This window comes from Parabacteroides sp. AF14-59, from assembly GCF_003479515.1.
Taxonomy (GTDB): domain Bacteria; phylum Bacteroidota; class Bacteroidia; order Bacteroidales; family Tannerellaceae; genus Parabacteroides; species Parabacteroides faecis.
On sequence record NZ_QUHH01000035.1, the window covers coordinates 22227 to 35230 of the forward strand.

Annotated in this window: 10 protein-coding genes; 1 reads left to right on the forward strand and 9 read right to left on the reverse strand. The window is 45.8% G+C overall.

Annotated features, from left to right (window positions below):
• Positions 1-135 precede the first annotated feature (135 nt).
• On the forward strand, positions 136-957 hold the full coding sequence (locus DWW23_RS24505) for a tetratricopeptide repeat protein (RefSeq protein ID WP_122357068.1): 822 nt from the start codon (positions 136-138) through the stop codon (positions 955-957).
• An 810-nt stretch (positions 958-1767) separates the two neighbouring features.
• Here the strand turns inward: DWW23_RS24505 and leuB are convergent.
• From leuB to DWW23_RS24550, 9 genes are all read right to left on the reverse strand, one after another.
• Complete coding sequence (gene leuB / locus DWW23_RS24510; RefSeq protein WP_122357070.1) at positions 1768-2838, reverse strand: 3-isopropylmalate dehydrogenase; 1071 nt, start codon at positions 2836-2838, stop codon at positions 1768-1770.
• A gap of 14 nt (positions 2839-2852) precedes the next feature.
• Entirely contained in the window at positions 2853-3299 is a 447-nt protein-coding gene (locus DWW23_RS24515) for a methylglyoxal synthase (RefSeq protein ID WP_122357072.1), read from the reverse strand.
• A gap of 130 nt (positions 3300-3429) precedes the next feature.
• Positions 3430-4941 carry an alpha-isopropylmalate synthase regulatory domain-containing protein gene (locus tag DWW23_RS24520; protein ID WP_122357074.1) on the reverse strand — a complete coding sequence of 504 codons (1512 nt, stop codon included), beginning with the start codon at positions 4939-4941 and terminating at the stop codon, positions 3430-3432.
• Positions 4942-5007: 66 nt separating this feature from the next.
• Positions 5008-5412, reverse strand: coding sequence for a GxxExxY protein (locus DWW23_RS24525; protein WP_122357076.1), 405 nt, complete (start codon positions 5410-5412; stop codon positions 5008-5010).
• Complete coding sequence (gene leuD / locus DWW23_RS24530; protein WP_122357078.1) at positions 5409-5999, reverse strand: 3-isopropylmalate dehydratase small subunit; 591 nt, start codon at positions 5997-5999, stop codon at positions 5409-5411. Before leuD ends, DWW23_RS24525 begins: the two co-directional genes overlap by 4 nt.
• A gap of 33 nt (positions 6000-6032) precedes the next feature.
• Positions 6033-7430 (reverse strand): 3-isopropylmalate dehydratase large subunit, encoded by a 1398-nt coding sequence (gene leuC / locus DWW23_RS24535; RefSeq protein ID WP_122357080.1) that lies wholly within the window; start codon positions 7428-7430, stop codon positions 6033-6035.
• A gap of 18 nt (positions 7431-7448) precedes the next feature.
• Positions 7449-8945, reverse strand: coding sequence for a 2-isopropylmalate synthase (locus DWW23_RS24540; RefSeq protein WP_122357082.1), 1497 nt, complete (start codon positions 8943-8945; stop codon positions 7449-7451).
• 352 nt (positions 8946-9297) lie between these two features.
• Positions 9298-10719, reverse strand: coding sequence for an L-fucose/L-arabinose isomerase family protein (locus DWW23_RS24545; protein WP_122357084.1), 1422 nt, complete (start codon positions 10717-10719; stop codon positions 9298-9300).
• 14 nt (positions 10720-10733) lie between these two features.
• Positions 10734-12905, reverse strand: a complete 2172-nt coding sequence (locus DWW23_RS24550) for a glycosyl hydrolase (protein ID WP_122357086.1) — start codon at positions 12903-12905, stop codon at positions 10734-10736.
• Between the last annotated feature and the right edge of the window lie 99 nt (positions 12906-13004).

Here is a 13004-nt window from a genome sequence, read left to right on the forward strand (position 1 = left end):
CTTTTATCTTATAACAATCAAAGTCTCGAAAAGTCTTATAAAATGTGGCAAAGGTATAAAGTTTTTTTAATCTGTCCACGGAAGAATATATTTACGTAGCTTTGCGGCGATCAAATAACAGATAAAAACAACAGAATGAGATTACTGCTGATATTCATCACTTTTATACTGGCAACAGCCAATAGTTTTGCTCAGTCATACGAAGAACTGATCGAAAAAAGTTATGACTTTCTGGATAAAAAAGACCTGGTGTCTGCCGAGGAAAGTTTGCGGTCGGCCATGCGTAAAGAACCGGGCAACCCGATGAACTATGCCTTGCTGACCAATCTGGGAAGCATACAACGCCGCCAGGGAAAACTGGAAGATGCTTTGCTATCCTATACAGCTGCACTTAGCGGACGACCCAATAATCCGACTATCCTGGAGAACCGTGCCTCCCTCTATTCTGAAATGGGTGAAACAGAAAAAGCATTGAACGATTACAACGCGTTACTGATCGTCGAACCGACAAACGAAGAAGCTCTTTACTGCCGCGGTCTGATCTATATCCAGAAAAAGAATTATATATGGGCGGAACAGGATTTCGATAAGATACTCGAAATGAACGAGAAGTCTGTGCGTGCCCGCCTGGGACATGCCATTCTGGAGAAGATGCGCGGTAATTACGATGAAAGTGAAAAGATATTCAATTACCTGATCAGCCAGATGCCCCGTGACTGGCTTTTGTATGAAGGCCGTGCCGATGTTTATTTCATGATGGGTAAGAATGCCCGTGCTATGGCCGATATCAATAAGGTATTTACAGAAAGTACGCCCAGCGCTTCTCTATATGTGTTGCGTGGGAAAGTAAAGCTCGCCCAATACGAAAAGGAATCCGCTGCAAAGGATTTCCTGAAAGCGCAGGAGATGGGATATGACCAGACGGTGATAGACGAACTGATGAAAATGACAAAATAATTTTTCTCAAGATAAATTCTTCATTTCTGCATCTGTTATAATCAGTATTGATTACAACCTGTAATATGTCAAAATGCTATTTTAACCGGTACAGGAAACAGGTATACCGGCAAGGGATGGAAGAGATAGATTTTATAGGATTCTCCGAGAGTTTAGAATTATCAAACAGGACGCTTTACAGCGAAATAATGAGCAGATAGACAATATTCTTTTGCTTATTGCATCCGTTTATTTCACAAAACCGATATTCATACCATTTATATCAGTTCATTTTCGACCTGTTTTGATAGTGTCCTAGAGGTAAGAAACTGCTAAAAAGCATATAATTCAGGCTTTAAAAAGCGTCGGACTATCGCGTACGCAACTTCTTTTAACACTTTTCCCGTCTTAAACAAAGCACCTATTCCTTTAAAACAAAAAAAAATTCGTTTTAAACGAAGTGGCAATTTCTTTAAAATGAGTTTCAAGAAATGATTTACGGAGAAATTTGTTAATTATTGTAACAATATATTTTTCAAAAGGGTTATTCCGGTAGATTATGCAGTTACACACCCATTAATATATCTGACATATTAATACTAAAACAAAAGACAAACAAACATTTTGTCACAATCACAAATCATCTGTTATAAATAAGGGATATTAGTTACAGGTTCATTTGCTGTCGGTTAAAATCGACGGCAAATAAACCTGTGATGACTAAGTCACTTTGACCACGGGATAGTTAAAAGTAATAATGAGCTTACTGCTATCTTCATTGAGATATTGGCACATTAGTCAATTGGCCCATTATTGATAACATCCCGACTTTTACTTCTTTGCAATATAATCAGCAATCCAATCCCCTACCTCGCTGGTCTTGTAAGCCTTGCCGTTTTCAGCAATATCCTCTGTTACGACATTGGCATCCATCGAGGCAGTAACAGCTTCACGGATCAGGGCACCTTCTTCCATCAGGTTGAAAGCATATTCAAACATCAGGGCGGCACTCAGGATAGTAGCCAGCGGATTGGCTATATTCTTTCCGGCTGCCTGCGGATAAGAACCGTGGATCGGTTCGAATACGGAAGTATGTACGCCTATGGAAGCAGAAGGAAGCATCCCCAGTGAACCGGTGATCACAGAGGCCTCATCGGTCAGAATATCACCGAACATGTTTTCAGTAACCATCACATCGAAACTCTTCGGCCACTGAACCAGACGCATAGCAGCGTTGTCGACAAACATATATTCAGTTTCCACATCCGGATATTCCTTTTCTATCTCCTGTGCTACCTGACGCCACAGACGGGAAGTTGCCAGCACGTTCGCCTTATCGACAACCGTCACTTTCTTACGACGTTTCTGTGCATACTGGTAAGCCAGGCGGACAATACGTTCGATCTCTTCGCGGGTGTAAACACACGTATCGTAAGCGGTATTTCCGTCTTCGCTTCTTCCCTGCGGACGACCGAAATACATACCTCCGGTCAATTCGCGGATACACATGAAATCAGCCCCTTCGATCAGTTCGGCACGAAGCGGAGACTTATGCAGCAACGACGGGAAAGTAGTTACCGGACGGATATTGGCAAAAAGCCCCAGTTTCTTGCGCATACCCAGCAACCCCTGTTCGGGACGGACTTTCGCTGACGGATTATTATCGTATTTCGGAGAACCGATCGCTCCAAAATAAACGGCATCGCTCTGCATACACAGTTCGTGCGTTTCATCCGGATACGGATTACCTGTCTCGTCAATGGCAACGGCTCCCACCAAAGCGTGTTTGTAACTTAGTTCATGGCCGTATTTCTCACATATAGCTTTTACGGCTTTCATGCCTTGTTCTACAATCTCGGGACCGATACCGTCACCGGGAAGGACTGCAATATTCAATTTCATTTCAGTTTGTTATTTTAGTCTCTTTTAAATAGCACATATTTGGGTTCTGTAGGAACATAACTGTCATCATCCCACAGGGTGCTCGTAATCATCAGGTCGGCACTGTAACGGTTACAAGCGATAGGCACGTTATGAACACGACACTGGCGAAGCAACATCTGAATGTCGGCTTCATGAGGCTGCGGATTCAGGTCGTCGATCAAAAAAATCGCCAGATCCACCTCTTTACGTACTACCATGGCTGCAATCTCGGCATCTCCGCCTAACGGGCCGGAATGCATACAAGTAATTTCCGCACCTACCCCCTTCTCGTCGAAGGCACTGCGTATAAGCCCTCCGGTGGTTCCGGTACATACCAAATGGTGATGGGAAAGGAATTCTGCATTGTGCACAGCCCATTCTACCATGTCTGCCTTACGGTTATCGTGCGCTACCAGCGCAATCGTCAATCTTTTGTTCATAACTATACTTTTTAAGTTGACAGTTGACAAGTGACAGTGGACAGTTATCTCGGCTTTCAGACAATTTGTTTTACCGAGCGCGAAGCTCATCTGTCATCTGTCAACTGTCAACTGTCACTTGTCAACTAGTTTATTGTTCGATCTTATTCAGCATCTTCAGCGTTGCCTTGATAGCGGCTTCTGTCTGGTCGGCATCGAGGCCACGGGTCTTGAAATCTACTCCGGCATAATTCCAGCTGATGATCGTCTGAACGAAAGCGTCGGTACGACCTCCGGGGGGAATGGATACGGAATAGTTCGTCAACATCGGGAACGGACGGCCGAGGTCTGAATAGATCCTGCGGAGGGCACGTACAAAAGCGTCGTACTGACCGTCACCGGAAGCCGATTCTTCGTAAGCTTCTCCGTCGATCTCTATTTTCAGTGTAGCTACGGGCCTCAGTCCCTGTGCCAAAGATAAGGAATAATTTAATATACGGATACGTTGATCTGCCATTGTATCATGGTGAAGGACATCACTGATGATATAGGGCAGGTCCTCGGTCGTCACCATTTCCTTCTTGTCTCCCAGTTCGATGATGCGCTCGGTAATCTTACGCATGGATTCGTCATCCACATCGATACCCAGCGATTCAAGATTCATGCGGATATTCGCCTTGCCGGACGTTTTGCCCAGGGCATATTCACGGACACGGCCGAAACGTTCGGGGATCAGGTCGTTGCAATACAGATTATTTTTGCTGTCGCCGTCGGCATGCACACCGGCACATTGCGTAAAGACATGCTCACCGATGATGGGGCGGTTCGGCGCGATATGAATACCCGAGTAGGTTTCGACCAGGCGGCTTGCCGCATTGATCTTTTCTTCGCGGACAGAGGTCTCTTCACCCAGATGGTCTTTGATCACGGCGATCACACTGCTGAGCGGTGCATTTCCGGCACGTTCACCCAGACCGTTTATCGTGGTATGGACACCGTGTACGCCTGCCCGCACGGCCGAATAGACGTTGGCTACCGCCAGGTCGTAATCGTTATGGGCATGGAAATCGAAATGCAGGTCGGGATAACGTTCGATCATCTGTTTGCAAAATTCGTATGTGTTGCCCGGATTCAGTATTCCCAACGTATCGGGAAGCATGAAACGGCGGATCGGAAGATCTTTCAACGCATCGACCAGCTGGAAAACATAGTCGGGGGAGTTCTTGATCCCGTTCGACCAGTCTTCCAGATAAATATTTACTTCAATACCTTTTTCGGTAGCCAGCGATACAACAGAACGGATATCTGCAATATGCTGTTCAGGCAATTTGCGGAGTTGTTCGGTCACGTGTTTATACGAACCTTTACAGAGAAGGTTTACCACGCGGCAACCGGCCGATTCGATCCAGTTGAGCGAGGCGTCGCCATCTACAAAGCCAAGTACTTCGAGCTTATGCAGATTACCGGTACGTTCGGCCCAGGCAGCCACACGCTTCACGGCTTCGAACTCTCCGTCCGATACGCGAGCAGAGGCGATCTCTACGCGGTTTACCCCCAGATCGCTCAACAGCACTTGCGCTATATTGAGCTTTTCGTGAGCTGCAAAAGAGACACCCGATGTTTGTTCCCCGTCCCGAAGGGTTGTATCCATTATTTCTACCATAATACTAATTTTATTGGTATTTTACTGGACGCAGACTACGCAGAGAACGCAGACTTACGCAGATTTTTATTTGTTTGTGTTTCTAAATATCTTTCTCTTAATTTGAGGGCGAACTCCAAAATTAAGCAACAAACCTATTTCTATATGTGTTGCCTTTAAATAATTCAACAATTGAGACTCATGCTCTGAAGATAATTCGTTTACAGCCTTCAATTCCAATATAATATGATCGTTCACAACAATATCGGCAATATACTCCCCGACTAGCTGATCTTCATAATACACATTTATAGGATGCTGAGCCTCACATGTAAAACCTCGTTTCAATAATTCAAAGAATAATGCATTCTGATAAACTCTTTCAAGAAAACCATATCCTAATGAGCGATAAACTTTATAAAAAGCCCCAATTATCTCATCAGTTTCTTTCTTAAATAAAAAATCTGCGTCAGTCTGCGTATTCTGCGTCATCTGCGTCCCCTTTCAAATGTTTCTATTTTTTCTTTATTAGCCAAGAGGTAATCGATATCGTCCAGACCGTTTACCAGGCAATCTTTCTTATAGGCATTGATATCGAAATGTTCAGTTTTTCCGGTTGCGTTGTTGGTGATTGTCTGGGCAGGCAGATCGACCGTCAATGTCGCTTTCGGATCAGCTTCTACGGATGCGAATATCTCAGCCAGGAACTCCGGAGAAACAACAACCGGAACAAGACCGTTGTTCATGGAGTTGTTCTTGAAGATGTCAGCGAAGAAACTGCTGACAACGACACGGAATCCGTATCCGGCAATCGCCCAGGCCGCATGTTCACGGCTCGAACCGCTACCGAAGTTCTTTCCGGCTACCAGGATCTCACCTTTATATGTATTCTGATTCAGCACAAAGTCCGGATTAGGGTTGCCCGCCTTGTCATAACGCCAGTCGCGGAAAAGATTATCGCCGAAGCCCTCGCGTGTGGTCGCTTTCAGGAAGCGGGCCGGGATGATCTGGTCTGTGTCTACATTTTCCAGAGGAAGAGGTACACAGGTGGATGTTACTATCGTGAATTTTTCTTTCATTTCGTTCTTTTGATTTTTCAGTTCGTAATCTTATTACATTAAATCTCTCGGATCGGTAATCTTTCCCGTTACCGCTGCAGCCGCAGCCACCAACGGACCGGCCAGGATCGTACGTGCACCGGGTCCCTGACGTCCTTCGAAGTTACGGTTGGAAGTAGATACGGCATATTTACCTGCCGGAACCTTGTCTTCATTCATTGCCAGACAAGCCGAACAACCCGGCTGACGCAATTCAAAACCGGCTTCCGTCAGGACTTTATCGATACCTTCCGCACGGATCTGGCGTTCTACCTGCCAACTTCCCGGCACCAGCCATACGATCACATCGTCGGCTTTCTTCTTTCCTTTCACCAAAGAGGCGAAAGCGCGGAAATCCTCGATACGGCCATTCGTACAACTTCCCAGGAAGACGTAATCGATTTTTTTGCCCATGATCGGTTCACCGGCAGTGAACCCCATATAGTCGAGCGATTTTTTATAAGAGATACGACCGGCTTCATCTACGCTTTCCATAGCCGGAATGCTTTCGCGGATGCCCATGCCCATACCAGGGTTGGTTCCGTAAGTCACCATCGGGTCGATATCTTCCGCATGAAATACGATCTCCTTATCGAAAGATGCATCCGGATCGCTGTATAACTCACGCCATTCAGCCAGTTTCTTTTCCCAAGCCTCGCCACGGGGAGCAAATTCACGGTCTTTCAGATAATCGAAAGTGACCTGGTCCGGAGCGATCATACCACCGCGGGCACCCATTTCGATGGACAGGTTACAGATGGTAAGGCGTTCTTCCATCGTCGTATTACGGATCGCTTCGCCGGCATACTCTACGAAATAACCGGTAGCACCTCCGGTAGTCATTTTACTGATAATATAGAGAGCAAAGTCCTTTGCCGTCACACCCGGCTTACGCTTACCGTCGATAGTAATACGCATCGTCTTCGGCTTACGCTGCATAATACATTGGGTAGCTAATGTCATTTCCACCTCGCTGGTACCGATACCGAAAGCGATAGCGCCCATAGCGCCGTGGGTAGAAGTATGGGAGTCGCCGCAAACGATCGTCATGCCCGGTTGGGTCAAGCCCGTTTCCGGTCCTACCACATGGATAATCCCGTTTTTCGGGTGCTGCAAACCGTAATAAGTCAGGCTGAAATCTTTCGCATTCTTTTCCAACGTGTCCACCTGGTTCTTGGAAACCGGGTCTTCGATGGGTTTTTCCTGATGCAATGTCGGAATATTATGGTCCGGCATACAAGTGATCTGTTCCGGACGGAACGGCTTCAGGCCACGGGCACGTAACCCCGCAAATGCCTGCGGACTGGTTACTTCATGGCAGAACAGACGGTCGATGTAAAACTGGATCGTTCCGTCGGGCAGTGTGTCTACCACATGTTTTTCCCAAATCTTCTCAAATAATGTCTTGCTCATTGCTAATTATGTATTATGTTATTTTACGAACTTATTGATTGCGTCGATAAAGGCTTCTACAGAAGCGGCAATAATATCGGTATTGGCGGCAAAGCCGTAGTAGTTGTTTCCATCGTATTCCACCTGCATATGTACCTTACCCATATCGTCGCTACCCTTATTAATCGCCTGAATGAGAAATTCCTGGATAGTCATCGTACGGTGGATGATCGATTTAACCGCTTTGATGGCAGCGTCTACCGGACCGTTACCGGAAGCAGCAGCTTCAAATTTTTCGCCTGCGATATCCAGACATACACTGGCTACAGACTGTAAGCCGACACCCGATGTCACCTGCAGATAATCCAGCTTGATACGGTGCATGGCTGTTCGGTCTTTTCCTGCCAGCATCAACACATCGTCATCGTTGATATCTTTCTTGCGGTCAGCCAGTTTCAGAAATTCTTCATATACCTTATCCAGTTTTTCCTGGCTCAGTTCCACTCCTAACACACTCAGACGATGTTTCAGGGCTGCACGTCCGCTACGGGCAGTCAACACGATGGCATTATCGTCGATACCCACATCTTTCGGGTCGATGATCTCATAGCTTTCACGGTTCTTCAAAACGCCGTCCTGGTGGATACCGGAAGAGTGAGCGAAGGCATTACGTCCGACGATCGCCTTGTTGGGCTGGATCGGCATATTCATCAGGCTGGAAACCATACGGCTGATACCGTAGATCTTCGTAGTATTGATATTGGTTTCAATGCCGCGCTCTTTATGGCTGCGGAAGATCATGGCGACTTCTTCCAGTGAAGTGTTACCGGCACGTTCGCCGATACCGTTGATAGTTACTTCCACCTGGCGTGCCCCGTTCAGGACACCCTGCACGGTATTGGCTGTCGCCATACCCAGGTCGTTATGGCAGTGTGTAGAGATAATTGCATTCTGTATGCCGTCTACGTGTTCCATCAGATATTTGATCTTTGCTCCATATTCGTCCGGCAGGCAATAACCGGTCGTATCAGGGATATTCACAACGGTAGCACCCGCTTTGATCACCGCCTCGACGACACGTGCCAGATAAGCATTGTCCGTACGCCCGGCATCTTCACAGTAAAATTCAATATCTTCAACATATCTCTTCGCATATTTCGTAGCAGCGATGGCACGCTCCAGAATCTCCTCCTGATTGGAATTGAATTTATAACGGATATGATAATCCGAAGTACCGATACCAGTATGGATACGTCCGCGTTTAGCGAACTTCAATGCTTCGGCGGCAACATCGATATCTTTCTCGACAGCACGGGTCAACGCACAGATAGTAGGCCATGTAACGGCTTTGGATATCTCAACCACACTATTGAAATCGCCCGGACTCGACACTGGGAATCCTGCTTCAATCACATCCACGCCCAGCTCCTCGAGTGCTCTGGCAACCTGAATCTTTTCAATACTGTTTAACTGGCAACCCGGCACTTGCTCACCGTCACGCAACGTGGTGTCGAAAATAAATAATCTGTCTGACATAATCTTATACTCTTAAATTTGTTTATATTCTTGTTTGTATCCATAAAAAAGCCTCTCTCACCAGGAAGTGAGAAAGGCTCTTTAATATCTTCATGCATCAGAAAAGCACGTACAGTCTCACTTCCTATCCCGTTCCCAGAGTAGAATAATGTTTAGAGAAATAATGAGACTATTTGCTATGTTCTGTTTCATTGTCTTTTTTTATTTAACGCTGCAAAGATACAGCCTTTTTCCAAACCACCAAATATAAAACGATATTTTTTATGTGTTTTTTCTTATAAACTGAAAGAGGAAACACAATTGAATCTACAATTCATTAGTTTATGTTCCCTTTTTCACTTATAAATTGCTGTCAAACCTTAACAATCGGTATTCCCAGCAGGAATGCAATTTTTTCCAGTTTATCTATCTGATGGCCAATACCTATCGCACAGTGATGGGAAGGTCCTGCTTTGCTCCAGTTATCGATAAATGCGCGGGCGCCGCAGGTAAAACGGTAACGGCTGTTCGTATTACCGATCTTCAGCGTCGGGCCTTCTACCGATTCTCCTTCTGCCGCCAGCAGGAAGATACCGTCTTTTCCTTCGCAGACCGACAACAGGGTTACCGGACCATGTTTTACCGTCATCTGAATGGAAAGTCCTTTACCCGGTTTGCCATGATAGACCGGCAGCGGAACCAAACGGACTTTTCCTTCGGATATCGCGAAATGGGCGGGGCCATCATGTCCCAGCATAACGATATCATCGTTAAAATCAAGTGCATAAAATTCAGAGAAAGAGCCGCCTGCTCCCAGCAAAGACATGATCTTCATTGCCTGGACATTCTTCACTTCACATTCACCGGCAATCGGTATATTCCGTCCTGTCAGCAGGGTATTACCGGCGATAACGGATGTTACTATATTTTCATATTCATTGCCTGCATACCCTTCATAATAATAAGCCATCGCTCCCAGGTCATGAGCATCGATCAAACGGTCCAGCGCGATCGAAGTACGGGCTGCCCGGTCCAGTTCATAAGGTTCACACTGGCTGTCGATATCAAAACAGGCATTGAATTCATCCAGTTTATCCTTTACATCTTCCTCCGTGACATTGTCGCGATAAGCTTTCAGTTCACACATTTCCACGATTTCCACATGCGTCCCGAAAACAGACGACTGCTGTGTTAAATCGGTATATACGTCCAACATGCCACAGTAATAATGGCCCAGAATTCCCATACGGTTATTCTTCATGCCATTCACCACACGGACTGCATCGATCCAGTTATTAATCTGTTTCCACACATACTCTTCCTGCAGATAGCCGCTCACAATTTCATACGGGATGCCGGAACGGTTGAATACGCTGGCAAACTCGGGCACGGAACAAGCCTGGCAATGTGCCAGCCACTCCCCTGTCATTTTTCCTCTGTCACCCAGATTATTTATATAGTCATAGTCGATGGCTGCGGCCGGCTGAATATTCAACAGGATAACAGGTACTTTTACGCGTTGGGCAAGCGGTAAGACGGTCGATGACAACGCATACGTAGAGATAAACACAAACAAAATACTAATATCTTCTTTCTTTAAATCTTCTGCCACATCCACCGCTTTAACCGGATTATCGGCAATCCCGGCATTAATGACTTCCGTATCCGGACGGGACATTTTCGATGCAATCCAATCCTGGTACCCGCAAAGGCGCGCATACAGCCCCTCAAATTGCGGCCAATACGTATCCAGGCCCAGCCCTACAAGGCCGACTTTTGTTTTTCTTTTTTCCATGGTATATATCTTTTCTAATGAATATTATCGATCAGGAATACTGATGAATTCTTTTCTATCGGTAACACAACTGTCGTCGTTTCCATGCCGTGAACATTCTTATGCTTATATGCCACTTTGGCCTGCTGCCCTGTATGAGGGTCCAGCAATACCGGTTTCAGTTTGCCACGTAACACGACATTTGCACGGTATGGCTTCTCTTTTAAATTAGCAAAATAATAGACTGACTGATCTTTCAACTCCTTATGTATATAATTCAATTCGGCCCCTTCTTCAAAAGCCACATCAGGAACACGGCAGGACTCTGTTATGGCAGCCCGCAAAACATCGGGCGCGGGTTTACCGATGAAAAAAGCTTTACCGGAAGCCGAGGAGCCGGCAGCCAATATCCGGGTAATCTTATCTTTCACTTCCTGATCCCGTCCCGGTTCCACTGACTTTTCCGGCAATTGAGTTGTAAAGATCACATTTCCTCCGGATTGGAAGAATGATTCTATCTGCTTCAAGGTTGACAAGGAGATTGTTTTTACTCCCGGAACGATCAGCAACCGGAAAGTTTCTTTGTTCACCTGATTATCCAAATGCAACAGTCCCTTCTCTACCCGGCATTTTTCAGACAGAACTTCCGGATGCAGGTACGTAAAATCACGTCCTAACGTATCCGTCAATAAGGCGGAGATATGCGTATAATCCGTATTTGGAATGATTACTCCCCCCTCATAAAATCCCAGTTCGCCGTCCAGCACATGTTCTCCCTGCAGGGACTCGATCGGATAGAGCACAGCTATATCCGCCACATGTCTTCCTTCCTGCTGTAGGATATAGTTGAGACGGGAAAGAAATTTATTGAATGCCGGAAGAGAGTCCCGGTACAATTCGTTCCGCCAGGAAAGTTCGGGCAGGAAAGTGACATTCTGATCGTTATACCAGACAGCGTGAGGGATAAGTGTGTTGATCCCTTTCGTATATTGTTCCATGGCGATATGGTAAAGCGTCTTTACACTTATATTCCCCATGGCACCATAGGTTTCGGACATGACCTGGCGTTTGTCCCAGTTGTTCGCAGAAGAGGATACCACTTTATAGAACAGTTCTGTCGGGCGACCTCCGCCAATCTTGTCGATACCCGGAATATCCATATATTTTCCACACAGCATCAGGTCGCCGGAAACACTGACCGGATTCGCGATCTCTTCCTGGTCCTGATGGCCGGTAGAAGAAATGCCATGAGCCGATGCCCATTCTGCAATCGTTTTCATAAAACCTTCGGCATACAGATGTGCCCGCAATCCGAACAAACGATTTCGTGCGGATTGGGTTTCTTCACCTATATCATACCATAATGCCGGATACAACAGTTCGGGAGATTCTCCATAACGGGAGATGAACTGCTCATTAAACTTTTCTGTCCACATACGTCCTTTTGCCCGGTACATGGTCGGTTCGTCAAAAAAAGTCTCTATGATCGTATTTCCGAAATAAGACGGAAAACGGTCATAATAAGCCTGATGTGTCTCTTTTACAAACAATTTGACAGCTTCCGGGTTCAGATAATCGACATTCGGATCACCGTCTTTCACACAGACGAAAAACATGATTTTCCAAGCCCCCTCCGGCACTTTCCACTCTAGTTTTCCGGAACGGATATGCTGTTTCAATAAGATACGGGATTTTGTCAGCGTATCCATTGCGACAACCGACATCAGCTTCCCGGCAGGAACTGCCTGCTCAAACACATCTCCGGGAAGTGCCTTATATTCGACCTTATCCAGGCGCTTGATAGTTGCGTCCGGATATTTATTCATAAAACGGGGAACTCCATCGGCATTGATAGCCCCCATGCTTCCGCTGGGAAATCCGTACTCATCGTACAAGGATAAATGCACATCTAATTTCTTAGCCTCTTTTATGATCTTACCATACAGGTTGAAATAATCGTCCGACAAATATTCCGGTTTAAAATCCTGGCCGAAAGGAAGGATGGCACAACCGCCATAGCCGTCTTTTCCGACCATCTGGTGAAACTGATCCAGTAACTCCGTTTCTTTTACCGTCGTGTTATTCCAGAACCATAAAGGGATAGGCTTATATTTATTCTCCGGGTTCGCAAAGTCCGCCTGGCTGATCTGAGCCGATGCACCTAAAGATAGAAACGATATACATATTGTTAAAAAAGAGGTTTTCATGAAAGATTCTATTAATTTGTACAATTATTAAAGTTCTATGATTGCACAAATATAGAATCTCTCATTAACAGTTTCTTTCTAAAACTGATTCAATTCTTT

What these genes read in the sequence shown, in the direction of transcription:
- DWW23_RS24505 (WP_122357068.1), top strand. Translation starts at nt 136, where the DNA reads ATGAGATTACTGCTGATATTCATCACTTTTATACTGGCAACAGCCAAT.
- leuB (WP_122357070.1), bottom strand. Translation starts at nt 2,838, where the DNA reads ATGAAATTGAATATTGCAGTCCTTCCCGGTGACGGTATCGGTCCCGAG.
- DWW23_RS24515 (WP_122357072.1), bottom strand. Translation starts at nt 3,299, where the DNA reads ATGAACAAAAGATTGACGATTGCGCTGGTAGCGCACGATAACCGTAAG.
- DWW23_RS24520 (WP_122357074.1), bottom strand. Translation starts at nt 4,941, where the DNA reads ATGGTAGAAATAATGGATACAACCCTTCGGGACGGGGAACAAACATCG.
- DWW23_RS24525 (WP_122357076.1), bottom strand. Translation starts at nt 5,412, where the DNA reads ATGACGCAGAATACGCAGACTGACGCAGATTTTTTATTTAAGAAAGAA.
- leuD (WP_122357078.1), bottom strand. Translation starts at nt 5,999, where the DNA reads ATGAAAGAAAAATTCACGATAGTAACATCCACCTGTGTACCTCTTCCT.
- leuC (WP_122357080.1), bottom strand. Translation starts at nt 7,430, where the DNA reads ATGAGCAAGACATTATTTGAGAAGATTTGGGAAAAACATGTGGTAGAC.
- DWW23_RS24540 (WP_122357082.1), bottom strand. Translation starts at nt 8,945, where the DNA reads ATGTCAGACAGATTATTTATTTTCGACACCACGTTGCGTGACGGTGAG.
- DWW23_RS24545 (WP_122357084.1), bottom strand. Translation starts at nt 10,719, where the DNA reads ATGGAAAAAAGAAAAACAAAAGTCGGCCTTGTAGGGCTGGGCCTGGAT.
- DWW23_RS24550 (WP_122357086.1), bottom strand. Translation starts at nt 12,905, where the DNA reads ATGAAAACCTCTTTTTTAACAATATGTATATCGTTTCTATCTTTAGGT.